The sequence below is a fragment of the Micromonospora solifontis genome (assembly GCF_003725545.1).
Classification (GTDB): Bacteria; Actinomycetota; Actinomycetes; order Mycobacteriales; family Micromonosporaceae; genus Micromonospora; species Micromonospora solifontis.
Genome location: NZ_RJLN01000021.1, coordinates 21,958 through 47,877, shown reverse-complemented (window position 1 = coordinate 47,877; position 25,920 = coordinate 21,958). Strand labels below are relative to the sequence as shown.

Below are 25,920 nucleotides of genomic sequence, written 5' to 3'. Positions count from 1 at the left end.
CGGGCGCCACGGAATCCGTGGGGTCCGGTAGTTTCGGGCTGTGATCGAGCGACAGCAGGCCGAGCAACTCGCCGCCGTCTGGGCGCAGCGGGATTCCGACCGTTTGGGATTCCCCTGCTCGCCGATGGTCGAAGAGTTCGACCTCGGCTACCTGATCACCTCGACGGTGTCGCGGGACGCCCGCGCCCTCCCCGGCGACCTGCCCACCACCGTCGTGGACAAGGAGACGGGCGAGGTGTCCACCTGGCCACGCCTGCCGTTCCCCGCGGTGGAGCGGTTGTTCCGCCAGCGCCGACCGGCCGCGCCCCGCCCGCCGCGCACCGTCGATCCGGCCGGCCAACTGCTCCGCGAGATCACCCGACTCCCGACGCCCGGCGCCGCGACGCATCTCACTCTCGACGGCCGGACGCACGTCGCCCACGGGGCGAAGGGAGACGTCGAGCTGCACCACCATCCGCTCGTGCGGTCCTATCTGGACGGACTGCCGCCCGGCCATCTCGTCCGCGGCGGCGAACGGCACGCCGAGATGATCGTCGTCTCCGACCTGCTGCACGAACACGATCACCGTCGCGCCGGCGATGGACTTCCCTCGCTGACTCTGGAGGAGGCCAGGGCGATCCTCGGCCGCAGCCGGCTCGAGTTCTTTCGGGTGCGAGAGTCAGGCGACCCCGGAGGTGGGCCGGCCGAGCTTCCGTGCGACTCGTGCATCAATTTCCTGGTGCACGTCAACGCCTTGCCGTGGTCGGACCTCGCATACACGGAGGAGTGGCGTGCCGCGCCCTCGCCCGCCATTCATCCCGGCCGCTTTCCTGACGAGGTCGGCGAGTCGCTGATGGATGCCGGCTGGGAGGACGGCATCTTCAACGAGGCGCTCTCCATGGGGGCCATCGGCGAGACGCTTGAGGTAGCGGGCAGACATCATCGTCACGAGGCCTTTCCGGCGGCGGAGCGAACCCTCACGGCGTTCCCGACTATCCTCAGCCGACGGCGGGGCCCGGGCAGCGAAGTCTGGATCAGTAGGTTCACCATCAACCCGCTGCGCAGCGCCCACACCGCAGACACTCTCGCTGACTTCGGGGCGGTGCTCGGCGTACGGCTGTTCCCGCTGGGCACCGAGCGCGGCGACAGCATCATCGCGGTCGACGAGCAGGGGCGGATCTTCGCGCTGGACCAGGCCGGCGAGTGGTTCCTCGGCCCGGACATCGACGCCGCCCTCACCACCCTGCTGCTCGGTCGCGCTCCCGCCCGGGTACGCGACGACGGCACCTGGTGAGCACCGCCGGGCGGCGAGACGCTACAGCGCCAGCCCGGTGAGCACCATGACCCGCGGCTCCGTGTAGTCGTCCATCGCGCTGCGCAGCCCCTCCCGGCCGACGCCGGAGCCCTTCACCCCGCCGTACGGCATCTGGTCGGCCCGGTAGGACGGCACGTCGCCGATGATCACCCCGCCGACCTCCAGCGTCCGCGCGGCGGCGAACGCCACGTCCAGCCGATGGGTGAACACGCCGGCCTGCAGTCCGTACGCGGAGTCGTTGACGGCGGCGAACGCGGCCTCGTCGTCGGCGACCGGGGCGACCACCAGCACCGGCCCGAAGACCTCCTCCCGGCAGACCTTGGCGTCCGCCGGCACGCCGGAGAGCACGGTCGGCGGGTAGCTGGCGCCCTCCCGGCGTCCGCCGACCTCGATGGCGCCGCCCGCGGCGACCGCCTCGTCCACCCACGCTTCGACGCGTTCCGCCGCCTCGACGGAGACCAGCGGCCCGACGTCGGTCAGCTCCGAGGTGGGGTTCCCGGTCCGCAGTTCCTGCACGGCGGCGACCAGCCGGGGCAGGAAGCCGTCGTAGAGCCATTCGTGCACGTAGACCCGCTGCACGGCGATGCACGACTGCCCGGCCTGGTAGTTGGAGAACGTGGCGATCCGGTGCGCGGCGAAGGTCAGGTCCTCGTCGGAGGTCCAGTCGGCGCAGATCACCGCCGCCGCGTTGCCGCCGAGTTCGAGGGTCACGTGCTTGTCGGGGGCGGCCCGGCGGATGGCCGCGCCGACCGGTCCGGAGCCGGTGAACGACACCACCGGCAGCCGCGGGTCGGCGACCAGTTCGGCGGCGCGTTCGTTGGGCAGCGGCAGCACCGAGAACATCCCCTCGGGCAGCGCGGTCTCGGCGAGGATCTCGCCGAGCAGCAGCGCGGACAGCGGGGTGGCCGGGGCGGGTTTGACGATGATGGGCGCCCCGACGGCGATGGCCGGGGCGACCTTGTGCGCGACCAGGTTCAGCGGGAAGTTGAACGGGGCGATCCCCAGCACGGGGCCGCGCGGCACCCGCCGGACCAGCGCGACCCGCCCGGTGGCCGCCGGGTCGGTGTCGAGGCGTTGCAGTTCGCCGGAGAAGCGCCGGGCCTCCTCCGCCGCCCAGCGGAAGGTGGACACAGCCCGTCCGACCTCGGCCTTCGCCCACTTGATTGGCTTGCCGTTCTCGGCGGTGATCAGCGCCGCGACCTCGTCGGCCCGTTCGGCGAGCCGGCGGGAGACGTGGTCGAGGGCGGCCGCGCGGACGTGCGCGGGCAGGGCCGCGGCCGCCGCGGCCACCCCGGCGGCTGCCGTGACGGCGGCCTCGACCTGGTCGGGCGTGGCGAGCGTGGTACGCCCCACCGTGCGCCCGTCGTACGGGTGGGTGACGGTCAGTTCGCCCGCACCGTGGGTGGGGCGGCCGGCGACATAGAAGGCTCTCGGCTCCACGTCCGGCAGCGTAGACCACCCCGGCCCGCGCGGAAACAGTTGCCCAAACCCTTGTCTGCCTCGGATTCAGTAGCCAAGATGGCAGTCAGATTGCGATAACCTCCGCTGACCCTTCCCCCGGCCATCCCTCGGAGACTTCTGATGAGCGATCAGCAGCAGCTGCGCAACTTCGTCAACGGCGCGTACGTCGACCCGGTGGACGGCGGCTACGCCGACCTGATTGACCCCTGTACCGGCGAGGTGTTCGCCCAGGCGCCGGTCTCCGGGGCGGCGGACGTGGACGCGGCGATGCAGGCCGCGGCCGCCGCGTTCGAGGGTTGGCGGGACGCTACCCCCGGGGAGCGGCAGAAGGCCCTGCTCAAGCTCGCCGACGCGGTGGAGGCCCGGGCGGCCGAGCTGGTCGACGCCGAGGTACGCAACACCGGCAAGCCGCGCCAGCTCACCGCCGACGAGGAGCTGCCGCCGTCGGTGGACCAGTTCCGCTTCTTCGCCGGCGCGGCCCGCCTGCTGGAGGGGCGCTCGGCCGGCGAATACCTGGCCGGGCACACCTCGTACGTGCGGCGCGAGCCGATCGGCGTCTGCGCGCAGGTCACCCCGTGGAACTACCCGCTGATGATGGCGGTCTGGAAGATCGCCCCGGCGCTGGCGGCCGGCAACACCGTGGTGCTCAAGCCGTCGGACACCACGCCGGTGTCGACGCTGCTGCTGGCCGAGATCGCGGCCGAGTTCCTCCCGCCGGGCGTGTTCAACGTGGTCTGCGGCGACCGGGACACCGGCCGGGCCCTGGTGTCCCACCCGACCCCGCAGTTCGTGTCGATCACCGGCTCGACCCGGGCCGGCATGGAGGTCGCCGCCGCGGCCGCGCCGGACCTGAAGCGGACCCACCTGGAGCTGGGCGGCAAGGCCCCGGTGGTGATCTTCGACGACGCGGACATCGCGGCGGCGGCCGAGGCGATCGCGGTGGGCGGCTACTTCAACGCCGGTCAGGACTGCACCGCCGCCACCCGGGTGCTCGCCGGCCCCGGCATCTACGACGACTTCGTGGCCGCCCTCGCCGAGCAGGCCCGGAACACCAGGACCGGCGCGCCGGACGACGAGGACGTGCTCTACGGCCCGCTGAACAACGCCAACCAGCTCTCCCGGGTGCGCGGGTTCGTGGACCGGCTGCCGGACCACGCGAACATCGAGACCGGGGGCTCGCAGCTCGGCGAGCGCGGCTACTTCTACGCCCCGACCGTGGTCTCCGGCGTCCGGCAGCAGGACGAGATCATCCAGGACGAGGTGTTCGGCCCGGTGATCACCGTGCAGCGCTTCTCGGCCGAGGACGAGGCGGTGCGCTGGGCCAACGGCGTCGACTACGGTCTCTCCGCCTCGGTCTGGACGAAGGACCACGGCCGGGCGATGCGGATGACCCGCCGGCTCGACTTCGGCTGCGTCTGGGTGAACACCCACATCCCGTTCGTCTCCGAGATGCCGCACGGCGGCTTCAAGCACTCCGGGCACGGTAAGGACCTCTCGGTCTACAGCCTGGAGGACTACACCCGGATCAAGCACGTCATGCACAACATCGAGGGCTGAGCCATGGCATCGTCGGACGAGCTGCACAAGCGGCGGGGGGCGGCCGTCGCCCGGGGCGTCGGCAGCACGATCACCGCCTACGTCGACCGCGCCGGGGGCGGGACGGTCACCGACGTCGACGGTCGGGAGTGGATCGACTTCGCCGCCGGCATCGCGGTCACCAACGTGGGCAACTCCGCCCCACGGGTGGTCGAGGCGGTCAAGGCGCAGGTCGAACGCTTCACCCACACCTGCTTCATGGTCGCCCCGTACGAGTCGTACGTGGCGGTCTGCGAGCAGCTCAACGCGCTGACCCCGGGCAGCTTCGAGAAGCGCTCGGCGCTGTTCAACTCCGGCGCCGAGGCGGTGGAGAACGCCGTCAAGATCGCCCGGCACGCCACCGGCCGCCCGGCGGTGGTGGTCTTCGACCACGCGTACCACGGCCGGACCAACCTGACCATGGCGCTGACCGCGAAGAACATGCCGTACAAGCACCGGTTCGGGCCGTTCGCCGGGGAGGTCTACCGGGTCCCGATGTCGTACCCGCTGCGCGACGGCGGGCTGGACGGGGCGACCGCGGCGGCCCGGGCGATCGAGATGGTGGAGAAGCAGGTCGGCGCGGAGAACGTGGCCGCGCTGCTGATCGAGCCGATCCAGGGCGAGGGCGGCTTCGTCGTACCAGCGGAGGGTTTCCTGCCGGCGCTGCGCGAGTGGGCGACGGCGGCCGGGGTGGTGTTCGTCGCCGACGAGATCCAGACCGGGTTCTGCCGCACCGGCGACTGGTTCGCCTGCCAGCACGAGGGCGTCGAACCGGACCTGGTCACCCTGGCCAAGGGCATCGCCGGTGGCCTGCCCCTGGCGGCGGTGACCGGCCGGGCTGAGCTGATGGACGCGGTGCACGTCGGCGGCCTCGGCGGCACGTACGGGGGCAACCCGATCGCCTGCGCGGCGGCCCTCGCGGCCATCGAGACCATGCACGAGCTGGATCTGGCCGCCGCCGCCCGGCGGATCGGCCAGGTGATGGGCGACCGGCTGCGCGCGATCGCCGCCCGGGATCAGCGGATCGCCGAGGTGCGCGGCCGGGGTGCGATGCTGGCCGTGGAGATCGTGCAGCCGGGCACCCGCACCCCGGACCCGGCCGCCACGGCGGCGATCTCGGCGGCCTGCCACGCCGCCGGCCTGCTCACCCTCACCTGCGGCACGTACGGCAACGTGCTGCGCTTCCTGCCTCCACTGGTCATCTCCGACGACGAGCTGGCCCGCGGCCTGGACATCCTGGACGCGGCCTTCGGCTGATCGGGGTACGCGGGGATGTCGTGGGCAACCGCCCGCCGGGCCACCCGCCGCAACTCCCCCACGATCTCGGCGACGAGCTTCTCGTCCGGCTCACCCACCCACTCCTCGGCGGCGGACAGGTCGCGCGCCGCCAGGTCGAGGTCGCCGTGCCGGATCGCCGCCCACAGCCTGCCGACCAGCACCGTCGGCTCCAGGAACCTGCCCCGCAGCGGGGCCAGCTCGTCGCCGGGCCCGATGTCGACGGCGGCCAGCGCCTGCTCGGGACTCGCCGCGAAGTAGTCGGTCAGGATGCCCACGGCCGAGACGGTACGGCCCGCCTCCGACACGTCCGATCCGCCATGGGGTCCCCTTCCGCCGCCATCCTGTTCTATAGTCCTACTGTCGTAGGACAATAGAAGGGCGTCGCGTGATCGAGTTCGTACTGGACGGCCGGTCCAAGGTGAACACCTATGTGCAGCTGATCCAGCAGGTCAAACAGGCCCTGCGGGTGGGGCTGCTGACGCCCGGCGACCAGTTGCCGAAGGTCCGCGACGTGGCGCAGTCGCTGGCCATCAACCCCAACACGGTGCTGAAGGCGTACCGCGAGCTGGAGATCGAAGGTCTGGTCGAGGGCCGCCCCGGCGTCGGCACCTTCGTCCGCCGGACCCTCGCCGGCTCGGCGCTGGCCGATCAGGCCGAGCTTCGCGAGGAGCTCGTGGCCTGGCTGCACCGCGCCCGCGCCGCCGGACTCACCCCGGAAGACGTCACCGCCCTGGTCGAGACCACCATGCGGGCCGCACTCGCCGCCGAGGCGACGCGCACCGAGCCCGCCTCAGCAGGATGAGAGGACAGCTGATGGAGATCGCGCTGGAGGCCGAGCAGCTCGGCAAACGGTACGGGAGAACCTGGGCGCTGCGGGACTGCTCGCTGCGCCTGCCCGCCGGGCGGATTGCCGCCCTCGTCGGCCCCAACGGTGCCGGCAAGAGCACGCTGCTGCACCTGTCGGTCGGCCTGCTGCGGCCGGACGCCGGCGCGGTGCGGATCTTCGGCGAAGCGCCGTACGCCAACCCGTCGGTGCTGCCCGAGGTCGGCTTCGTCGCCCAGGACACGCCACTCTACCGGGACTTCACCGCGGCCGAGCTGGTGGAGCTGGGCCGCCGGATGAACAAGCGCTGGGACGGCGCGCTCGCCCGCAACCGGCTGGCCCAGCTCGGCATCCCGCCGAAGCTGCCCGTCGGCAAGCTGTCCGGCGGCCAGCGGGCGCAGGTCGCGCTGGCGCTCGCCCTCGCGAAGCGGCCCCGGCTGCTGCTCCTCGACGAACCGGTCGCCAGTCTCGATCCACTGGCGCGGCGGGAGTTCCTGCAGTCGCTGATGGGCAGCGTCGCCGACTCCGACACGACCGTGCTGCTCTCCTCGCACCTGCTGGCCGACCTGGAACGGGTCTGCGACTACCTGGTCGTGCTGCAGGCCGCCCGGGTGCACCTGGCGGGCGCGGTCGACGACCTGGTCGCCGCCCACCGGCAGCTGGTCGGGCCCCGGCACGGCGGTGAACCGATCGAGGGGGTCGACGCCGTGGTCCGGGCCAGCCACACCGCCCGGCAGTCAACGCTGCTGGTCCGTACGACCGGCGAGGCTCTCGACCCGGAGTGGACGGTGCACGACGTGACGCTGGAGGACCTCGTCCTGGCGTACCTCGCCGAGGGCGAGACCACCACGAGCCACGCGGCCTGGGAGGTGCCGGCATGATCTGGCTGGCCTGGCGGCAGCACCGCAAGCAACTGCTCTTCACCCTCCTCGGCTTCGCCGCGCTCGCGGCCCTGATGGTCCCGATCGGCCTGTCGATGCGGCACAGCTTCACCGAACTCGGGCTGCCGGACTGCGTCAGCAAGCTGGCGCGTCCGGACGTCGACCCGGTCACCGTCAACGGCTGCGAGTCGGCGTTCCGCCAGTTCACCAACCGGTACGCCAGCCTCAACCTGGTCGCCGTCCTGCTCGTCGTCCTGCCGGTGCTCGTCGGTCTGTTCTGGGGCGCCCCGCTGGTCGCCCGGGAGGTGGAGCAGGGCACGCACCGGTTCGCCTGGACGCAGGGCGTCGGCCGGACGCGGTGGGCCCTGGTGAAGTTCGGCCTGGTCGTCGCCGTCACGGTGACCCTGGCGATCGCCTACGGACTGGGCATGGCCTGGTGGGTCAGCCCGCTCACCCAGGCCGCGCACGAGGGCCGCCTCGGCTTCATCGTCTTCGACCTGCAGGGCATCGCCCCGATCGGCTACACCCTCTTCGCGGTGGCGCTCGGCATCTTCGCCGGCACCCTCTGGCGCCGGATGCTGCCCGCCATGGGCGTCACCCTGGCCGCGTTCATCGGCGTCCGGGCGGCGGTGGCGATCCTGGCCAGACCGCACTACCAGCCCGCCCGCACCCGCACCTTCCCCATCGAGGGGGCCGGACCGCTGCAGGAGGACCGGGGCAACTGGGTCCTCGCCAGCGGGGTGCGCAACGCCGACGGGAAGCTGATCGCGGCCGACACCCACATCATGTGCCCGCCGGGTGGCCAGGGACCGAATGGCCAGCGCTGCGGTGCCGAACTCGGCGCCGGACCCGGCGCCTACAACTGGGAGCTCTACCAACCGGGGGACCGGTTCTGGCCGTTCCAGTGGATCGAGACGGGCATCTTCGTCGCCCTCGCCGCGCTCCTGCTCTACCTGGCCCTGCGCCGCGTCCGTCGCATCGCCTGAACCGCCATCCGTGGCACACCATGGCGGTCACCGCATCCGGGAGACCGCCATGGTGTGCCACCTGCGGGCGGCGCCGGCGGCTCAGCCGAGCAGTTCCACCACGTTGCGCCGGACCAGGTTCTTGCCGGGCTCCCGGACGAGGTCCATCGCGGCGGCGTTGAGCAGGACGCAACTGCCCGACGGCCCGGTCACGGTCACGGTCACCGCCTTGCCGTTGTCCAGGTTGGTCACCCGCAACCGGGTCCCGGCCGGGAACTGGCCACTGGTCGCCGCCGGAGCGCCGGCCTCGCCCGAGAACGTGATCGGGCCGCCGCACACGGTCCGGCCGGCCGCGCCGCCCGGCTGGGCGGGGGCGCCCGGCTGGGCGTAACCCGGCCGGGTCTCGCCGGAGCCCGGCCCGGCGGGCTGGCCCGCCGGGCCGTCGAGCCGTTCCACCAGGTTGCGCCGGACGACGTTCTTGCCCGGCTCCCGGACCAGGTCCATCGCGGCGGCGTTGAGCAGGACACAACTGCCCGACGGACCGGTCACCGTGACGGTCGCCGCCCGGCCGTTGTCCAGGTTGGTCACCCGCAACCGGGTGCCCACCGGGAACCGGTCGCTGGTCGCCGCGGGCGCCCCGCCCTCCGCCGAGAAGGTCACCGACCCCTGGCACACGCTGGCCCGCTCCGGCGTGGTCCCGGCGAAGCCGAGGCCCGTGCCGAACGCCACCGTCGCCGCGGCGACCGCCGCCATCCCACCCGCCAGTACGTGTTTCCGCTGCACCCTCACCGCAACTCCCGTCGTCCGTCGGCCTGACTTCGACCACTGGTACGGCGTGGGAGCGCTGCTCCGTTCACCGGGGCGCCGACCGGTGGACAATTCCGAGTTTCATCCGCTTCCGGCTTTTTTGTCGCGTCTGATGGGACTCTGCGGCTCCTTACCGACAGAGGTGTTCCATGACGTCTTCCCGTGGTCGTACCCGTCTGCGTCTGGCCGGCCTGGCGCTGCTCGCCACCATGGCGGTAGCGGCCGGCTCCGGCACGCCGGCCACCCGGCCGGCCGTCGCTGCCGCGCCGGTGCAGCCGACCGCCACCACAGCCCCCGCTCCCAGCTCGCCGCCCGACCTCCTGTCCCTCCTCCGGGAGCAGCAGCAGGTGCCGGTGCTCCCGGCCGACGCGCCCCGCAGCACGGCCGACCCGTACGGGCAGGTGCCACCTGGCCGGGCCGCCGGGCCGGGCCAGCTCGACCCGACCTTCGGCGTCCGGGGCGTCGCGGTCACCCGATTCGCCGACCGGGCGGTGCAGGCCAATGACCTGGCGGTCCTGCGGGACGGCTCGATCGTCGCGGTGGGCGGCGACCAGAACGGCGAGAGCCCGGACTTCCTGCTGGCCAGGTACCACTGCGACGGCACGCTGGACACCGGCTTCGGCGAAAACGGCCGGGTGGTCACCCCGCTGCCGCCGGTTGGCGGCGGTGGCGCGCGGGCGGTCACGCTCGCCCCGAAGGGCGATCTGGTGGTGGTCGGCACCGCCGGCCTCGGGCCGGACCAGTTCGGCTTCGCCGTGGCCCGCTACCGGCCCGACGGTGAGCTGGATCGACGGTTCGGCAGCGGCGGCGTCGTGGTGGCACCGGTCGGCCCGCTCCGCCAGGGCGGCGCGACCGACGTGGTCGTCCTCCCCGACGGACGGATCCTGGCTGCGGGTGGGGCGAACGACGCCCAAGGCAACCCCGGCTTCGCCGCCGCCCGGTTCCTTCCCGACGGCCGGCTGGACCCGAGCTTCGGCACCGGCGGCTGGACGATCGTGCCGATGCCCGGCAACGACGCCGACGCCTTCGCCCTCGGAGTTCAGCGGGACGGCCGGATCGTGCTGGGCGGTGTCGCCAACTTCGGGGTGAGCTGGTTCGCGCTGGTCCGGCTCACCGCTCAGGGGCGACTGGACCCCAGCTTCGGCATCGCCGGGAGGGTGCTGGAACGCTTCCCGGACGCCGGCATCAACGGCCTCAACGACCTGGTCCTGGACCCGGCGGGGCGGATCATCGCAGCGGGCGTCACCGGCAACCTCAACGACTCGAGCGGCTTCGGCCTGATGCGTTTCCGCCCCGACGGCGCACTCGACCGGACATTCGGGGGCGGCACCGGCCGGGTGCGCACCGATTTCGAGGGCAGGGCGGGCGCGAACGGCGTGCTGCTCCGGCCGGGCGGCCGGCTCGTCGCGGTCGGCCAGGCGTTCCCGAATGTCGCGCTGGCCGGCTACCTGCCGAACGGCGAGCTGGACGAGAGCTTCGGCACCGACGGCCGCACGGTCACCGCGGTCGGAACGATCTCCGCCGCCTCGTCCGTCGCGCTCCAGTTCGGCCGGCGGCTCGTGGTGGCCGGGGTGACCGGGAACGAGACGCTCAGCGACGCCGCCTTCCTGGCGGCCCGCTACGGGCTGGTCCGGGGCCCGCTGCCGCGATGCTGCGAGCGGACCCCGTCGGTCAACGGGCTGGGCTGAGCAGCCTGCGGACCGGTCCGGGTGGTGGAGGTGCGCCCCACCCGGACCGGTCGATCCGCCCGGGCAACCGGTATTGGCGATCACGGGTGAGCTGGGTCACCATGGGCGCGAGGAGGTCGCCCATGGCTGACCCGTGGCTCGCCCTGGAGTTCGGCGCCGATCCGGCGGAGCGGATCGCGCAGGTCGGCGCCGCCCACGAGGCGTTCCTCGCCGGACACGTCACCGCCGACCGGGTCCGGGACGTGGTCCGCCGGTCGTGGGAACGGTCCGCGCTGCTCGACCCCGAGACCACCGCCCCGGTCGACCTGACCGACGACGCGCTGGAGAGTTACCGGGCCGCCCACCCCCTCGCGCGGGTGCTGCCGCTCTTCCGCGACCTGCTCGGGGGGATCGCCCAGGACGGCGCGCACCTGATGGCGGTCTGCGACGCGTACGGGCGGCTGCTCTGGGTGGAGGGGCATCCGGGGGTGCTCCGGCACGCCGAGCGGATGAACTTCGTGCCCGGTGCGCGGTGGGACGAGGCACACGCCGGCACCAACGCCCCCGGCACCGCCCTCGCCGTCGACCACAGCGTGCAGATCTTCGCCACCGAACACTTCGTCCGGCCGGTGCAGCGCTGGACCTGCGCCGCCGCTCCCATCCACGACCCCACCACCGGCCGGCTGCTCGGCGCGGTCGACATCACCGGCGGCGACCACCTGGCCACCCCGCAGAGCCTCGCCCTGGTCCGGGCCACCGCCCGGGCGGCCGAGGCGTTCCTCGCCGGGGCCGCGCCGGCCGAGCCGGACCTGCTGCACGTCACCGCGCTCGGCCGCGACGAGGCGGAGCTGCGGATCGGCGGGCGGCGGATCCGGCTCGGCCGCCGGCACAGCGAACTGCTGGTGCTGCTGCTCGACCACCCCGAGGGGCGCACCGGCGAACAGCTCGGCCTCGACCTCTACGGCGACGACCGGCTGCACCCGGTCACCCTGCGCGCCGAACTGTCCCGGCTGCGCCGGGCGCTCGGCGAGGAACTGCTCGACTCCCGCCCGTACCGGCTGCGGGCGGCCGTGCGCGCCGACTTCCGTACCGTCACCGAGCTGCTGGAACGCGGCGACCCGGCGGGGGCGCTCCAGGCGTACGGCGGGCCCCTGCTGCCCGGGTCGGACGCGCCGGGAGTCGCGCGACTGCGCCGCCTGGTCGACGGGCAGCTGCGCGCGACCGTGCTGGCCACCGCGGACGCCGACCTGCTCGCGGCCTGGACCGCGACGCCCGCCGGGGCCGACGACCTCACCGCCTGGCAGGCCCTGGCGCGGGCGCTGCCGCCGGGCGCGCCCCGCCGGCCCCTCGCCGTGGCCCGCGCCCGCCAGCTCGCCCGGGAGTACGACCTGCCGCGCGCAACGTTGCTGCAACGTCGCGGACACTAACGTCCTCCGCCATCCACCACCCACGGACGGCGGAGGTACCCATGACACGCTACGACGCCCCCACCCACTGGCAGTCCCGCTACGACCACTTCATCGGCGGCGAGTACGTGAAGCCGCACGGCGGCCGGTACTTCGAGAACCCCAGCCCGGTGACCGGGCAGACCTTCTGCGAGGTGGCCCGGGGCACCGCCGACGACGTCGAGAAGGCGCTCGACGCCGCGCACGGCGCCGCCGACGCGTGGGGCCGCACCTCGGTCGCCGAGCGGGCGCTGGTCCTCAACCGGATCGCCGACCGGATGCAGGAGAACCTGGAGTCCCTGGCCGTCGCGGAGACCTGGGAGAACGGCAAGCCGGTACGGGAGACCCTGGCCGCCGACATCCCCCTGGCGATCGACCACTTCCGCTACTTCGCCGGGGCGATCCGGGCCCAGGAGGGCTCACTCGGCGAGATCGACGACGACACGGTGGCCTACCACTTCCACGAGCCGCTGGGGGTGGTCGGGCAGATCATCCCGTGGAACTTCCCGATCCTCATGGCGGTCTGGAAGCTCGCCCCGGCGCTCGCCGCCGGCAACGCGGTGGTGCTCAAGCCCGCCGAGCAGACCCCGGCGTCGATCCACTACCTGCTGTCGCTCGTCGCCGACCTGCTTCCGCCCGGCGTGGTGAACGTGGTCAACGGCTTCGGGGTCGAGGCGGGCAAGCCGCTCGCCTCGTCGCCCCGGGTGGCCAAGGTGGCGTTCACCGGCGAGACCACCACCGGGCGGCTGATCATGCAGTACGCCAGCGAGAACATCAAGCCGGTCACGCTGGAGCTGGGCGGCAAGAGCCCGAACATCTTCTTCGACGACGTCAGCGCCGCGTCCGACGACTTCCGGGACAAGGCCCTCGAAGGCTTCACCATGTTCGCCCTCAACCAGGGCGAGGTGTGCACCTGCCCGTCCCGGGCGCTGATCCAACAGGGCCACTACGCGGACTTCCTGGCCGCCGCGGTGTCCCGCACGGAGCAGATCAAGCAGGGGCACCCGCTGGACACGGCGACGATGATCGGCGCGCAGGCATCCAACGACCAACTGGAGAAGATCCTGTCCTACCTGGACATCGGTCGGCAGGAGGGCGCTCGCGTGCTCACCGGCGGTTCACGGGCGGACCTGGGCGGCGAGTTGTCGGGCGGGTACTACGTCGAGCCGACGATCTTCGAGGGCGACAACTCGATGCGGATCTTCCAGGAGGAGATCTTCGGCCCGGTGGTCTCGGTGACCTCCTTCGCCGACCTGGACGACGCCGTGAAGATCGCCAACGACACCCTGTACGGCCTCGGCGCGGGGGTCTGGACCCGGGACATCAACACCGCGTACCGGGCCGGCCGGGCGATCCAGGCGGGTCGGGTGTGGACGAACTGCTACCACGCCTACCCGGCGCACGCCGCGTTCGGCGGGTACAAGCAGTCCGGCATCGGCCGGGAGAACCACAAGATGATGCTGGAGCACTACCAGCAGACCAAGAACCTGCTGGTCAGCTACTCCCCGAAGAAGCTGGGCTTCTTCTGATGGGTGACCCGGTCACCCTGACTCCCGCGGCGGCCGAGCTGATCCGGTCGCTACGGGAGTCGCACGGCCCGATCATGTTCCACCAGTCCGGCGGCTGTTGCGACGGCAGCGCCCCGATGTGCTACCCGGCCGGCGAGTTCCGCACCGGCGCCTCGGACGTACGCCTCGCCGCGCTCTCCGTGGACGGCGTCCCCGAGCCGGTCGAGTTCTGGATGTCCAAGTCCCAGTGGGAGCTGTGGAAACACACCAGGCTCACGGTCGACGTGGTGCCCGGCCGGGGCAGCGGCTTCTCGCTGGAGGCCCCGGAGGGCGTCCGCTTCCTCATCCGGTCCCACCTCGCCTGAGGCTGCGGGGGCGGGCGGGACAGCGTCCCGCCCGCCCCCGCGAGCGCACGCCGTCAGCCGAGGCTGAATACCGCGTTGTCCAACTCGCCGCGGAACTGGTCGTTGTTGCTCAGGCCGGCGCCCTTCGCGCCGATGGTCACCTTCGAGGTGTTGCTGACATCCATGCTGGCGTCCCCGTCGAAGGGCACCGCCGGGTGGGCGCCGACAGTGATGCTGAGCACCGTGCCCCGCCGCTTGCACTGGACGAAGGTCCAGCCCTGGTCGGCGATGGAGACCCCACTGCTGACCAGCGCCTCGGTCCAGACACCGTCACGGAAGCCGGCGATCCGGCAGCCCGGGATCCCGTTGTCCGCCTGGAGTTTCCACTGGCTGCCGGTCTTGGAGTAGAAGCCCTTCTGCACCAGGTTCGCCCCGGCGGTGACCTGGCCGGCGGTGAGCTTGACCAGCACGCTGATCGTGAAGTCCTGCGTGCCCGGGTTGAGGTTGGCGGCGTCCGGCACCTGGATCACCGCGCTGCCCGCGGCGGGGAAGGCGAGCGCCGGGCTGCCGCCCGTGCCGTTGGGCCGGGTGGCGCGGGAGATGCTGCCCGGGTCGCTCACCGCGATGCAGCCCGAGTCGCCCGGGGTGGCCACGTCGGCGAAGCACCCCGAGGTCCACGGGCCCGGCTCGACCTGCCCGCTCGGCGCCGCGTCGAAGTCGAGGCGCAACTGCTCCGTGGCCGCGTACGCGGGTGCGGTGTCCACCAGCACGGCGGCGGCGAGGGTGGCGACACCCAGGGCGATTGCGGACCTGGCTCGACCCATGAAGGCCCTCCGGAGATCGTGCCGCGGTCCCCCGTACGGCCGCAGCGCCCCCACATGATCACGTCCACTTCGGCCCCTGTCAATGCCGGCCGGGTCCGTCAGTCGTCGCAGCCGTACCCGTCGTGATCGCGGTCCAGCCGATAGATGTCCGAGCCGATGACCTTCACCGGTCCGGTCACATACGCGGGGCCGTCGCCACCGCCGCCCGCACAGTCCACGTCACTCGCGATCGGTACGCAGCCGCTGTAGTTCGGGTCGCACCGCGATGACGGCTCGGACTTGGTGCCGACCGCCACCACCTGGGTCACCGGCTTCCTGGTGACCACCGAACTGACCAACCGCCGTCCGGTCTCGGCACCGTCGGTCAGCGTGACCTCGTAGGTCAGCGTCCGTACCCCGTTGACACCCCGGGTACGCACCACCCGCTTCCCCTTCGCGAGATTCGGATCCTTGACGGTGCGCTGGTCGTACCGGATGGTCTGCGTCTCGGTCTCGGTGCGGGTCTCCACCTTCGGCGAAGGCGTCGGTGCGGCCGAGGTCGCCGAGGGCGGGAGCGCGGCCGGAACCGTCTCGGCCGGGCTACTGGGGACCGTGATCGGCGCGGCGGCGGGCGGGTTGGCAGCGTCGGCGGCCGATGGCTTCCGGTCCGACTGCGGGCTGTCGGTGAAGGCGCCGATGACGGCCACGCCGGAGCAGCAGAGCAGAAACACGGACAGCATAACGCCGCCGAGGATCACGCCGGTGCGTCCGCCGGGGCTGAGTCGGACGAACCAGCCGGGCCGGGGAGGGCGGAGCTGGTGGCCGTACGGCGACTGACCGGGGGTGGGCGGGAGCGAATTCGTCACGGGGCCGAGTTTGCTGGTCACCGTGCGCTGTCGGATCCGCCGCAACTCTCCTCATCGATGCCGACCAGGGCACCGGCGCTACACCTCACGGCCGCGCCGCCCGCAGGACGGACCATGGGCGCCCGTCGATTGGTTGTCCCGGCGTGGACGATTGCTCCAGGCAACTGGATGCTCGGCCCGTCACCCGCGCCCGGGTGGCACCAGCTCTCCGGACTGATCAGGCGATCTGGCGGAGGTCGTCCCCGTAGTCGAAGATGATCCGCAACTTCGCGCCGAGCGCGTTCGCGTAGCGGCTCAACGTAGCCACCTCGTTCACGTCGAGATCACCGTTTTCGATCTGGCTCACCCGTCCGGGCGTCACTCCCATCAACTCCGCCACCTGGCGCTGCGTCAGGCCCAGACGCTTGCGCTCCTCGGCAAGGTGGAACGCACTCACCCACGCCTCGGTGCGGGTCCGCTCCGCCTCGTACGCCGCATCCTCGCCGCCCAGTTCAGCGCGGACCTGGTCCCAGTCGTAGAACTCCGTCACGACTCCCCCCTTCGCTCGCGCTCATTGTCGAGCCACGCCTTGTACGCCACCTCCGCCAGCGGGATGTTCCGCTGATACCACTGGCTCCAATTCCCAGCTTTGTTGCCGGCGACGAGGAGTACCGCCTGCGACCACGGATCGAAGACGAAGAGAACGCGAAGCGCCACGTCCCGACCCGATCGCGGCCGAAGTTCCTTCAGGTTGCTGATGCTGCTGCCACGGAGCGTGTCCACGAGAGGCCGGCCCAACCCCGGTCCGACCTCCGCAAGCTTGTCCACGGCCACCCGCACGCTCTCATAAGACCCGGGATCGGTCCGCCGCAGGTCTCCCAGCCACTGGGCGGACCTCACCGGTGACGCGGATCGACCAACGCCCCCTGGCAGCATTCACCCGTCAACTATAGCTTGGGCTAAACATGAGGGGGAGGGGTCAACGGCTGTCGAGGAGGGGTTGGTGGGGGTTCCAGGGTGGGCCGCCGGCGGCGTCGCGGCGGCGGCGGGCGATCGCGGACAGCGCCTCCAGGACGACCCGGTTGCCCAGGTACGCGGTGATGTCGGCGTGGTCGTACGGCGGGGCGACCTCGACCACGTCCACGCCGACGATCGGCAGCTCGTAACAGCAGCGCCGGACCGCGTCGAGGAGCTGCCGGGAGGTCAGCCCGCCGGGCTCCGGGGTGCCGGTGCCGGGGGCCATGCCCGGGTCGACCACGTCGACGTCGACGGAGAGGAACACCCCCTCGCACTCGTCCGTGGCGATCCCGAACGCCTCCGAGAGACAGGAATCCAGGCCGCGCGCCACGATCTCGGTCATCTCGTACGAGCGCATCCGCTGCTCGGCCATCCACGCCAACGTCTCGGGGCCGGGCCAGTAGCCGCGCAGGCCGATCTGGAGGAAGCGGTCGCCGCGTACCGCGCCGGACTCGATGAGCCGGCGCATCGGCTGGCCGTGCCCGTGCAGGGAGCCGAACTCGATGTCCCCGGTGTCGGCGTGCGCGTCGAAGTGCACCAGCGAGACCCGGCCGAGGCCGTGCTGCCGGGCCACCCCGGTGGCGTCGGGCAGGGCGATGGAGTGGTCGCCGCCGAGCACGATCGGGATCGCCCCGGCCCGGGCCACCGCGTGCACCGCCGACTCCAGCGCGGCAAGCGACCGCTCGATGTCGCCGGAGAACATCTCCACGTCGCCCGCGTCGTACACGCAGAGGTCCCGCAGCCCGTCGACGCGCAGGGCGAGGGACGGCCGGGAGCCGTCGTGCGGCAGGTAGCAGGCCTGCCGGATGGCGGACGGTCCGAACCGGGTGCCCGGCCGGTGCGAGGTCCCGCCGTCGAACGGCGCACCGACGATCACCACGTCGGCGTCGGCGTAGGTGACCGGCTCCTCGATGGTGCACGGCGGTACCCCGAGGAACGTCACGTCGGGGCCGAACATCGGACCGTAGCGGGTCACCGCTCCTCCATCCCCCACGGCGAGCCGTAGCCGGTCAGCAGGTCGAGGAAGGGTACCGGAGGGAACGCCTCCGGGCCGAGCACGCCAGTGCCGGACCAGCCGCCGGTGGCGAGCAGCTCCAGCGCGACGACGGGGTTGACCGCGGTCTGCCAGACCACCGCCTGGTGGCCGTACTCCCGCATCGACCACTCGTTGTCGACCACGTGGTAGAGGTAGACCTTCCGGGGCCGGCCGTCGGTGCCGGTGCCGGTCACGTACGTGCCGGCGCAGGTCTTGCCACGCATGCGGTCGCCGAGGGTGGCCGGGTCGGGCAGGCTGGCGGCAACGACATCACGGGGAGCGACCGAGGCGCCGCCCACGCGCACCGGCGACGTGGTGTCGAGGCCGAGCTTGTGCAGCGTCTTCAGCACCTCGATGAACTCCTCGCCGAGGCCGTACTTGAAGGTGACCCGCTTGGCCTTCACCCAGCGCGGGATGAGCAGCACCTCCTCGTGCTCCACGTTGACGCACTCGACCGGGCCGATCCCTTCCGGGAACTCGAACACCTCGGGCTCGGAGAAGGGCGGTGTGGTGTACCAACCCCGGTCGGCCGCCCAGATCACCGGCGGGTTCAGGCACTCCTCGATGGTGGTCCAGATGGAGAACGAGGGGGCGAAGTCGTAGCCGTCGACGGTGAGGTTCGCGCCGTCGCGTACCCCGATCTCGTCGATCTCGGTGAACAGCTCGTCGGCGGCGTAGCGGGCGAACACGTCGGAGAGGCCGGGCTCCACGCCGATGCCGCAGAGCGCCAGGCGGCCGGCCGCCGCCCAGGCCGAGGAGGCCGCGAACTGCTCGTCGCCGAGCTTCACCCCGGTCTCGGTGTACGGCGCGGACGGGTGCGGGCGGGACAGGGACATCGCCATGTCCAGGTAGTCGGCCCCGGCGGCGAAGGCCCCGTCGAAGATCGGCATGACGAAACGCGGGTCGACCGCGTTGAGCACGTGGGTGATCCGGTGCTCGCGGCAGAGCGCGGCGACCGCCTCGGCCGAGGAGGCGTCGAGCCGGGCGGCGACGAAGCGGTCGCCGTGCCCGGCCACCGCCCGCTCGGCGCGGGCCAGGTCGTAGTCGGCGACCACCATGGTCTCGAAGAAGGAACGGCGGGCGGCGATGGCGACGGCGGCGGAGCCGACCCCGCCGGCGCCGACGAGCAGGATGCGCATCAGGAATCGAACCCCAGTCCAAGACGATCGAGAGTACGGAGCCACAGGTTGCGCCGCCCCTCGCGCGCGTCGGCGCGGGCGAGCGACCAGCGGGTGAGGTTGATGCCGGTGGCCCGGAACGGTTCCGGCGGGAACGGCAGCGGCTTGCTGCGGACCAGGTCGAGCCGGGTCAGCGGGGTCTGCGCGCCGCCGAGCAGGTCGAGCATGACCCGGGCGCCGAACCGGGTCGCCCCGACGCCGAGCCCGGTGAACCCGGCCGCGTACGCCAGCCGGCCGTCGTAGGCGGTGCCGAAGAACGGGCAGAACCGGGTGCAGGTGTCGATGACGCCACCCCAGCGGTGGCTGAACCTCAGGTCCGCCAGCTGGGGGAAGATCGTGAAGAAGTGGGACGCCAGAGCGGTGAAGGTGGCCGCGCGCTGCTCCAGTGACGGGGCCATCCGGTTGCCGTAGTGGTAGACCGCGTCGTAGCCGCCGAAGAGGATCCGGCCGTCGGTGGTGATCCGGTAGTAGTGGAACTGGTTGCCGGTGTCGGCCAGCCCCTGCCGGTTGCGCCAGCCGATCGCGTCCCGCTGGGCGGGCGTCAGCGGCTCGGTCATCAGCGCGTAGTCGTAGACCGGCACCAGCCAGGCGCGCAGCCGGCGCAGCAGCGGCGGGAACGCGTTGGTGGCCAGCACCACCTGGCCGGCCAGGACGGTCCCGGGCGCGCCGTCGGGGCCGGCCGTGGCGGCGCGCAGCGCCCCGCCGTCCGGGCGCAGGCCGGTGACCCGGGTGTGCTCGTGGATCCGTACGCCGAGGTCGAGCGCGGCGCGGCGGAGCCCCCAGGCCAGCCGCGCCGGGTCGAGCATGGCCACCCGGTCCCGGTCCCACATCCCGCCGAGGTACGTCGGCGAGTCGACCTCGGCGCGCACCTCGTCCCGGTCGAGCAGCCGGACGTCGTGGCCGTACCGGCGGGCCAGCTCGGCGGCCTCGGTGAGCCCGGCGAGCTGGTACGGCTCGACCGCCACCGCCAGCTCACCGGTCCGTTCGAAGTCGCACTCGATGCCGTGCTTCCCGACCGTGGCGGCAATCGCGTCCAGGTTCTCCCGGCCGAGCCGCTCCAGCTCGTCGATCTCACCGGGGAACCGGTCGACGCCGTTGGCCAGGCCGTGGGTGAGCGAGGCGGCGCAGAATCCGCCGTTGCGCCCGGACGCCGCCCAGCCGCAGGTGCCCGCCTCGACCAGGAGCACGTCCCGCCCCGGGTCGGCCTCCTTCGCCAGCAGCGCGGTCCAGAGCCCCGAGTACCCGCCGCCGATCACCAGCAGGTCGGTGTCGTGCGTGCCGGCCAGCGGCGGCAGCGGGTCGGGGCGTTCCGGTCGGTCCAGCCAGTACGGGACGGGCGCGGCATCGGCCAGCGCCCGGCCGGTATGCGGGAGTTTCATGACGCGCTCTTCGGCGTCCCGACGGCCGCGACCGGGGCCACCAGGGCCGCGCGCCGGGCCCGCCGGCCGCGCAGCGTGCTGGCGCCGACCAGCAGCAGCGCGATCGCGAACATCGCCGTGCCGATGACGTTGACCTGCGGCGGGATGCCCCGCTGGGCGGCGCCCCAGACGTACATCGGGAAGGTGACGGTGGTGCCGGCGTTGAAGTTCGTGATGATGAAGTCGTCGAAGCTGAGCGAGAAGGCCAGCAGCGCGGCGGCCATGATGCCCGGCAGCACCAGCGGCAGGGTGATCCGCCGGAAGGTCTGCCATTCGCTGGCGTACAGGTCCATCGCGGCCTCCTCCAGCCGCCGGTCCATGCCGGAGAGCCGGGCCTTCACGGTGACCACCACGAACGAGACGCAGAACATGACGTGCGCGATGACGATGGTCCAGAAGCCCTGCGGCACGCCGGCGGCGACGAAGAGGGCGAGCAGCGAGGTGCCCATCACCAGCTCGGGGGTGGCCATCGGCAGGAAGATCAGGCCGTTGATCCCGGCCCGGCCCCGGAAGCCGTGCCGGACGAGGGCGAACGCCATCAGCGTGCCGAGGAGGGTGGAGACCACCGTGGCGATGAGGCCGATCTCCATGCTGCGCACCACCGCGTCACACATGTCGGAGGTGGCGCAGGGTTGGGTCCAGTTGTCCAGGGTGAACTCGTTGAAGTCGTAGGACAGCCGGCTGGAGGGCCGGTTGAAGGAGAGCCCGGCGACCACGACGATCGGCAGCGAGAGGTAGCCGAGGACGAGCAGGGCCACGCCCATCACCCAGCGGTCGGCGATCCAGCGTCGCATCACAACACCTCCTCGGTGCCGGCCTTGCGCAGGTAGCCGAAGACGATCGCGAGGATCGCCGCCATCAGCAGGAAGGACAGGGCGGCGCCCTGCGGGTAGTCCAGCCGGACCAGGAACGCCGAGTCGATGACGTTGCCGATCATGTACTCGTTCGGGGTGCCGAGCAGCTCGGCGTTGATGTAGTCGCCGGTGGCCGGAATGAAGAAGAGCAGGGTGCCGGCGATCAGGCCGGGCATCGACAGCGGCAGGGTGACCTTCTGGAAGGCGCGCAGCGGGCTGGCGTACAGGTCGCTCGCCGCCTCCAGCAGCCGGGAGTCGAGCCGCTCCAGGCTCGCGTACAGCGGCAGCACCAGGAACGGCAGGAAGTTGTACGTCAGGCCGAGCACCACCGCGAACGGGGTGGCCAGCAGCCGGCCGTCCGGGCCGAGCAGGTGCACGTCGCGCAGCAGCCCGACCAGGGCGCCGTTGTCCGACAGGATGGTCTTCCAGGCCAGCGTGCGGACCAGGAAGCTGGTGAACTGCGGCGCGACCACGGCCACCAGCAGCAGGTTCTTCCACCGTCCGGCCTTCTGCGCGATCGCGTACGCCAGCGGGTAGCCCATCAGCAGGGCCAGCACCAGCGCGATCGCGGAGTAGGCGAACGACCGGACAAAGTGCGGCCAGTACGCCTGCAGCGCCGCCGGATAGTTGTCGAACGCCCAGGTCATCGCGTACCCGGTGGAGAGCGATCCGCCCGGGTCGTAGAGGCTGGCGGCGGCGAGCTGGAGCAGCGGCAGGGCGAAGAAGATCAGCAGCCAGGCCGCGCCCGGCAGCAGCAGCAGGTACGGCAGCAGCCTGGACCGTGACCGCCGGGGCGCGGCGGCCGGCTCCCCGGCGGAGGTCGGCACGTGCGCGAGGGCGGTCATGACGGCACACCGACCGGCGGCTCGTCGAGCAGCGGCGCGGTCTGGTCGTCCTCGCCGGGCTCGCGCGGCAGCACGAAGGCGTGCCGCGGGTCCCAGTGCGCCGTCACCGGGGTGCCGACGGCGAGCCGCCCGCCGACCCCGCTGTTCGCGGCGAACACCGACAGCTCGCTGCCCCAGGCGGTCCGCACCAGGTACTGGGTGCTCACGCCGACGTACGAGGCGTCGGTGACCACGCCGCCGACGTGCTGGTGCCCGGCCGGGACCTCGCCCGGGTCGGCGGCCAGGTGCAGCTTCTCGGGGCGTACCCCGAGGAAGACCGGCCCGTGGTCGACGCGGGCCCGGTCGGCGGGGACCGAGAAGCGCGCGCCGTGCGCGGTGACCGGCAGGTCGTCGCCGGTCCGCCCGGCCGCCTCGCCGGCGAGCAGGTTGGACTGGCCGAGGAAGTTCGCCACGAACGCGGTGGCGGGGTACTCGTACAGGTCGGCGGGGGCACCGAGCTGCTCGATCCGGCCGGCGTTCATCACCGCGACGGTGTCGGCCATGGTCATGGCCTCCTCCTGGTCGTGGGTGACGTGCACGAAGGTGATGCCGACCTCGGTCTGGATCCGCTTCAGCTCGATCTGCATCTGCCGGCGCAGTTTCAGGTCGAGCGCGCCGAGCGGCTCGTCCAGCAGCAGCACCTGCGGGTGGTTGATCAGGGCGCGGGCCAGCGCGACCCGCTGCTGCTGGCCGCCGGAGAGCTGGGCCGGCTTGCGCCGGCCGTACCCTTCGAGCTGCACCAGCGCGAGCATCCGTTCGACCTGGTCGGTCACCTTGCGGATGCCGCGCCGGCGCAGCCCGAAGGCCACGTTCTCGTGGATGTCGAGGTGCGGGAAGAGCGCGTAGCTCTGGAACACGGTGTTCACCGGCCGCTTGTACGGCCGCAGCCCAGCGATGTCCCGGTCACCGAGCAGTACCTGCCCGCTGGTGGGCTCCTCGAGCCCGGCGATCATCCGCAGCGTGGTGGTCTTGCCGCAGCCGGACGCCCCGAGCAGGGCGAAGAACGAGCCCTGCGGGACGGTGAGGCTGAGGTCGTCCACCGCGGTGAAGACGCCGAACCGCTTGGTCAGGTTGGCCAGCCGCAGATCGCCGGCCGGTGTCTCGTGTCCCATTGTCCTCACGCCCCGATGACCTGCTGGAACTTGGTCTCGTACTCCTTCTCCTGCTTCTCGTCCAGGGCCATGAACACCTTGGACTTCGAGAGCATGGCCTCGTCCGGGAAGATGAGCGGGTTGCCGGCCAGGTCCGGGTCGATCTTCTCCATCTCGGCCTGCGCGCCCTTGACCGGGCAGATGTAGTTGACGTACGCGGCGAGCTTCGCGGCGACCGCCGGGTCGTAGTAGTAGTTGATCAGCTCTTCGGCGTTCGCCTTGTGGCTGGACCTGTTCGGCACCAGCATGTTGTCCGACCAGAGCATCACGCCGGACTCCGGCACCACGAACTTGATCTTGTCATCGTCGAAGCCCAGCTGGATGACGTCGCCGGACCACGCGATACAGGCGACGATGTCGCCCTTGGCCAGCTCGGTGGAGTACTCGTTACCGGTGAACTTCCGGATCTGCCCGGAGTCGACCGCTCGCTTGAGCTTGGCCAGCGCGTCGTCGAACTGGGCGGCGGTGAAGTTCGCCGGGTCGTGGCCGCTGGCCTGCAACAGGAGGCCCATGGTGTCGCGCATCTCCGACAACGCGGTCACCTTGCCCTTGAGTTCGGGCTTGGTGAGCAGCTCGTCGACGGTGCGGATCTCCTTGGCGTGCTTGCCGTTGTAGGCGATCCCGGCGAGACCGGACTGCCACGGGATGGCGAGCTGGTTGTCGCTGTCGAAGGGGCGGTTGCGCAGCGAGGGCAGCAGGTTCGCCTCGACGTTGGGCAGCTTCGCCTTGTCCAGCTTCTGGATCCAGCCGAGCCGGATCATCCGGGCCGCCATCCAGTCGGTGAGGACCATGACGTCCCGCCCGGTGGGCTGGCACCCGGCGAGCTGGTTCTGCACCTTGCCGAAGAACTCGTTGTTGTCGTTGACGTCCTCGGTGTAGGTCACCTGGATGCCGGACTTGGCGACGAACGCGTCCAGGGTGGGGCGCTTGGACTCGTCCTTCTCGTCCACGTCCATGTACTGCGGCCAGTTGGAGAACGCCAGCTTCTTCTCCGTGGCGGAGAGGTCATCGCTCTTGCAACCGGCCTCGGTCTGCTGGGCGCCCTTGGTGCCGCAGCCGGCCAGCGTGCCCGCGGTCGCGAGCAGGGCAGCCGAGCCGAGGGTGCCGGTGAGCAGACCACGCCGGGTCAGTGACCGGTGGGGACTACGCATGTGACGACTCCTAGGGGGGTCATCGTCGGCGGCGGGACGGGGGTGGCACGCCGGCGGGAGGGTCAATGGCGATGGACGACTGATCCTGACATGAGGTGACCTCCCTTACAAGGGATTCCGTTGCGGGAATAGCTTCGGGCGACGAAATACGCCAGACTGCCGCCGGGCACTACGCTCAGCGCCAAGGATTCGGACATGGGGAGCGGACGATGGGCAATCGGCAACTGGAGAACGGAAACGGCACGCGCCGTGTCACGGTGCGTGAGGGAGCCAGTCACGCTCTGCTCGACGACGTGGCCAAGCAGATCATCGAGCAGCTCCAGGAGGACGGCCGGCGCCCGTACGCGACCATCGGCAAGGCGGTCGGGCTCTCCGAGGCCGCGGTGCGGCAGCGGGTGCAGCGGCTGCTCGACGCCGGGGTGATGCAGATCGTCGCGGTCACCGACCCGCTTCAGCTGGGCTTTCCCCGGCAGGCCATGATCGGCCTGCGCACCGACGGCGACCTGGAGACCGTGGCGGACCGGCTCGCCGAGTTCGAGGAGATCGACTACGTGGTGATCACCGCCGGCTCGTTCGACCTGCTCGCCGAGGTGGTCTGCCGCAACGACGCGCACCTGCTGGAGATCCTGCAGAAGCTGCGCGGCGTGGCGGGCGTGGTGTCGACCGAGGCGTTCGTCTACCTCAAGCTGCGCAAGCAGACCTACAGCTGGGGCACCGCCTGATCAGCGCGCCTTCGCGGCGGCCACGAACGCCCGCCAGGCGGCCGGGGCGAAGGCGAGGGTCCCGCCGTCGCGGTCCTTGCTGTCCCGGACCAGCACCCGGCCGGGCAGGTTGTTGGCGGTGCGCCAGCGGGCGTCGGTCAGCTCCATGTCGTCGCCACTTCCCTGATCAGCTCGATCGACCGGCGGCGGGGGGAACGCCTCACCGGTGACGCTCCCACCTGCGCCCCGGGTTAGCAACATCCAATGGATCACTCACGATCTCACCGCGGAGCTGGCCGTCCACATAGGTCAGTTCCGCGCCGTCGGGTAGCCGGGCGAGCATGAACGGGCCGGCCAGCCCGGTGTGCCAGGGACCGTCGGCCGGGATCACCCGGACCTGGACCTGCTCCAGTGTCGGCGAGCGACTCGACCGTCTCCCCCTTCTCCGCCATCGCCACCCGCAGCACCTCGTTCGCCATACCAGCCTCCGTGTCGCTGTCCGCAGGCATCGCAGGGTGGGCGCCGCGGGCCCGGAAAAGGCCCCGAACATGTCCCACGGGGTCGACGGAGTCCCTCAGAGCGTGCCTTTCGAGCTGATGTCGAAAACGACTCACAGCCCGGATCGCGGGCGGCACGCCGGCGGGGCCCGGGGGGCGGCGCCCAGACGAGCGATGTCGCCGACGACTCAGCTCGAAAGGACTTTCCCCGGCACCGTCCCCCGACGAAGCCCCGCGCGATCGGACCGCGAAATCCGTTGCTACGGCAAACCTCGAACGCTGAATCCGTTGCCAGTCGCCGTCAAGACTTGCGTTATCAGTAACGACTGTGCGATAA

At 71.8% G+C, this 25,920-nt stretch carries 26 protein-coding genes; 11 read left to right on the top strand and 15 right to left on the bottom strand.

Annotated elements, in window-relative coordinates:
* Positions 1 to 40 precede the first annotated feature (40 nt).
* Complete coding sequence (locus EFE23_RS10245) at positions 41 to 1,273, top strand: SUKH-3 domain-containing protein (protein WP_233600940.1); 1,233 nt, start codon at positions 41 to 43, stop codon at positions 1,271 to 1,273.
* A 21-nt stretch (positions 1,274 to 1,294) separates the two neighbouring features.
* On the opposite strand, the gene EFE23_RS10240 is transcribed toward EFE23_RS10245, so the two are convergent.
* Positions 1,295 to 2,734 (bottom strand): aldehyde dehydrogenase family protein, encoded by a 1,440-nt coding sequence (locus EFE23_RS10240; protein ID WP_123240658.1) that lies wholly within the window; start codon positions 2,732 to 2,734, stop codon positions 1,295 to 1,297.
* A 141-nt stretch (positions 2,735 to 2,875) separates the two neighbouring features.
* Here EFE23_RS10240 and EFE23_RS10235 point away from each other — a divergent pair, with 141 nt between their 5' ends.
* The 5 genes from EFE23_RS10235 (at position 2,876) to EFE23_RS10215 (ending at position 8,298) form a co-directional block, all read left to right on the top strand.
* Positions 2,876 to 4,312, top strand: coding sequence for a gamma-aminobutyraldehyde dehydrogenase (locus EFE23_RS10235; RefSeq protein WP_123240657.1), 1,437 nt, complete (start codon positions 2,876 to 2,878; stop codon positions 4,310 to 4,312).
* A gap of 3 nt (positions 4,313 to 4,315) precedes the next feature.
* Entirely contained in the window at positions 4,316 to 5,587 is a 1,272-nt protein-coding gene (gene gabT / locus EFE23_RS10230) for a 4-aminobutyrate--2-oxoglutarate transaminase (RefSeq protein ID WP_123240656.1), read from the top strand.
* Between the two features lie 406 nt (positions 5,588 to 5,993).
* Entirely contained in the window at positions 5,994 to 6,410 is a 417-nt protein-coding gene (locus EFE23_RS10225) for a GntR family transcriptional regulator (RefSeq protein WP_123240655.1), read from the top strand.
* An 11-nt stretch (positions 6,411 to 6,421) separates the two neighbouring features.
* Complete coding sequence (locus EFE23_RS10220; protein ID WP_123240654.1) at positions 6,422 to 7,312, top strand: ABC transporter ATP-binding protein; 891 nt, start codon at positions 6,422 to 6,424, stop codon at positions 7,310 to 7,312.
* On the top strand, positions 7,309 to 8,298 hold the full coding sequence (locus EFE23_RS10215; protein ID WP_123240653.1) for an ABC transporter permease: 990 nt from the start codon (positions 7,309 to 7,311) through the stop codon (positions 8,296 to 8,298). The genes EFE23_RS10220 and EFE23_RS10215 overlap by 4 nt, the downstream gene beginning before the upstream one ends.
* A gap of 81 nt (positions 8,299 to 8,379) precedes the next feature.
* Here the strand turns inward: EFE23_RS10215 and EFE23_RS10210 are convergent, their stop codons facing one another.
* On the bottom strand, positions 8,380 to 9,066 hold the full coding sequence (locus tag EFE23_RS10210; RefSeq protein WP_123240652.1) for an RlpA-like double-psi beta-barrel domain-containing protein: 687 nt from the start codon (positions 9,064 to 9,066) through the stop codon (positions 8,380 to 8,382).
* Positions 9,067 to 9,233: 167 nt separating this feature from the next.
* Between EFE23_RS10210 and EFE23_RS10205 the strand changes: the two genes are divergently transcribed.
* The 4 genes from EFE23_RS10205 to EFE23_RS10190 all read left to right on the top strand — a co-directional run bounded on the left by EFE23_RS10205 (position 9,234) and on the right by EFE23_RS10190 (position 14,069).
* Positions 9,234 to 10,772: a hypothetical protein gene (locus tag EFE23_RS10205; protein WP_123240651.1), complete on the top strand. Its 1,539-nt coding sequence runs from the start codon at positions 9,234 to 9,236 to the stop codon at positions 10,770 to 10,772.
* A gap of 122 nt (positions 10,773 to 10,894) precedes the next feature.
* Positions 10,895 to 12,178 (top strand): GAF domain-containing protein, encoded by a 1,284-nt coding sequence (locus EFE23_RS10200; protein ID WP_123240650.1) that lies wholly within the window; start codon positions 10,895 to 10,897, stop codon positions 12,176 to 12,178.
* A gap of 41 nt (positions 12,179 to 12,219) precedes the next feature.
* On the top strand, positions 12,220 to 13,725 hold the full coding sequence (adh, locus tag EFE23_RS10195) for an aldehyde dehydrogenase (protein WP_123240649.1): 1,506 nt from the start codon (positions 12,220 to 12,222) through the stop codon (positions 13,723 to 13,725).
* Positions 13,725 to 14,069 (top strand): DUF779 domain-containing protein, encoded by a 345-nt coding sequence (locus EFE23_RS10190; protein WP_123240648.1) that lies wholly within the window; start codon positions 13,725 to 13,727, stop codon positions 14,067 to 14,069. Before adh ends, EFE23_RS10190 begins: the two co-directional genes overlap by 1 nt.
* A gap of 53 nt (positions 14,070 to 14,122) precedes the next feature.
* Here the strand turns inward: EFE23_RS10190 and EFE23_RS10185 are convergent, their stop codons facing one another.
* From EFE23_RS10185 to EFE23_RS10135, 11 genes are all read right to left on the bottom strand, one after another.
* A complete protein-coding gene (locus EFE23_RS10185; RefSeq protein WP_123240647.1) occupies positions 14,123 to 14,872 on the bottom strand; it encodes a LamG-like jellyroll fold domain-containing protein in 750 nt (249 codons plus the stop codon).
* 98 nt (positions 14,873 to 14,970) lie between these two features.
* Positions 14,971 to 15,717, bottom strand: coding sequence for a G5 domain-containing protein (locus tag EFE23_RS10180; protein WP_233600939.1), 747 nt, complete (start codon positions 15,715 to 15,717; stop codon positions 14,971 to 14,973).
* A gap of 217 nt (positions 15,718 to 15,934) precedes the next feature.
* Complete coding sequence (locus tag EFE23_RS10175; RefSeq protein ID WP_123240645.1) at positions 15,935 to 16,246, bottom strand: helix-turn-helix domain-containing protein; 312 nt, start codon at positions 16,244 to 16,246, stop codon at positions 15,935 to 15,937.
* Positions 16,243 to 16,530: a type II toxin-antitoxin system RelE/ParE family toxin gene (locus tag EFE23_RS10170; RefSeq protein WP_373683989.1), complete on the bottom strand. Its 288-nt coding sequence runs from the start codon at positions 16,528 to 16,530 to the stop codon at positions 16,243 to 16,245. The genes EFE23_RS10175 and EFE23_RS10170 overlap by 4 nt, the downstream gene beginning before the upstream one ends.
* A 145-nt stretch (positions 16,531 to 16,675) precedes the next feature.
* Complete coding sequence (speB, locus tag EFE23_RS10165; protein ID WP_123240644.1) at positions 16,676 to 17,689, bottom strand: agmatinase; 1,014 nt, start codon at positions 17,687 to 17,689, stop codon at positions 16,676 to 16,678.
* Positions 17,686 to 18,888 carry a saccharopine dehydrogenase family protein gene (locus EFE23_RS10160; protein ID WP_123240643.1) on the bottom strand — a complete coding sequence of 401 codons (1,203 nt, stop codon included), beginning with the start codon at positions 18,886 to 18,888 and terminating at the stop codon, positions 17,686 to 17,688. The genes speB and EFE23_RS10160 overlap by 4 nt, the downstream gene beginning before the upstream one ends.
* Positions 18,888 to 20,306, bottom strand: a complete 1,419-nt coding sequence (locus EFE23_RS10155) for an NAD(P)/FAD-dependent oxidoreductase (protein WP_123240642.1) — start codon at positions 20,304 to 20,306, stop codon at positions 18,888 to 18,890. Before EFE23_RS10155 ends, EFE23_RS10160 begins: the two co-directional genes overlap by 1 nt.
* On the bottom strand, positions 20,303 to 21,139 hold the full coding sequence (locus EFE23_RS10150; protein WP_123240641.1) for an ABC transporter permease: 837 nt from the start codon (positions 21,137 to 21,139) through the stop codon (positions 20,303 to 20,305). The genes EFE23_RS10155 and EFE23_RS10150 overlap by 4 nt, the downstream gene beginning before the upstream one ends.
* Positions 21,139 to 22,044: an ABC transporter permease gene (locus tag EFE23_RS10145; RefSeq protein WP_123240640.1), complete on the bottom strand. Its 906-nt coding sequence runs from the start codon at positions 22,042 to 22,044 to the stop codon at positions 21,139 to 21,141. Before EFE23_RS10145 ends, EFE23_RS10150 begins: the two co-directional genes overlap by 1 nt.
* The gene (locus EFE23_RS10140; RefSeq protein WP_123240639.1) at positions 22,041 to 23,195 is read right to left on the bottom strand and encodes an ABC transporter ATP-binding protein; all 1,155 of its coding nucleotides are present in this window, start codon (positions 23,193 to 23,195) and stop codon (positions 22,041 to 22,043) included. The genes EFE23_RS10145 and EFE23_RS10140 overlap by 4 nt, the downstream gene beginning before the upstream one ends.
* A gap of 5 nt (positions 23,196 to 23,200) precedes the next feature.
* The gene (locus tag EFE23_RS10135) at positions 23,201 to 24,385 is read right to left on the bottom strand and encodes an ABC transporter substrate-binding protein (RefSeq protein ID WP_123240638.1); all 1,185 of its coding nucleotides are present in this window, start codon (positions 24,383 to 24,385) and stop codon (positions 23,201 to 23,203) included.
* Positions 24,386 to 24,594: 209 nt separating this feature from the next.
* Here EFE23_RS10135 and EFE23_RS10130 point away from each other — a divergent pair, with 209 nt between their 5' ends.
* On the top strand, positions 24,595 to 25,107 hold the full coding sequence (locus tag EFE23_RS10130) for an Lrp/AsnC family transcriptional regulator (protein WP_123240637.1): 513 nt from the start codon (positions 24,595 to 24,597) through the stop codon (positions 25,105 to 25,107).
* On the opposite strand, the gene EFE23_RS10125 is transcribed toward EFE23_RS10130, so the two are convergent.
* Together EFE23_RS10125 and EFE23_RS28830 are read right to left on the bottom strand one after the other, a co-directional pair.
* Positions 25,108 to 25,254 carry a DUF397 domain-containing protein gene (locus tag EFE23_RS10125; RefSeq protein WP_123240636.1) on the bottom strand — a complete coding sequence of 49 codons (147 nt, stop codon included), beginning with the start codon at positions 25,252 to 25,254 and terminating at the stop codon, positions 25,108 to 25,110.
* Between the two features lie 52 nt (positions 25,255 to 25,306).
* Complete coding sequence (locus EFE23_RS28830; protein ID WP_233600938.1) at positions 25,307 to 25,636, bottom strand: Scr1 family TA system antitoxin-like transcriptional regulator; 330 nt, start codon at positions 25,634 to 25,636, stop codon at positions 25,307 to 25,309.
* Between the last annotated feature and the right edge of the window lie 284 nt (positions 25,637 to 25,920).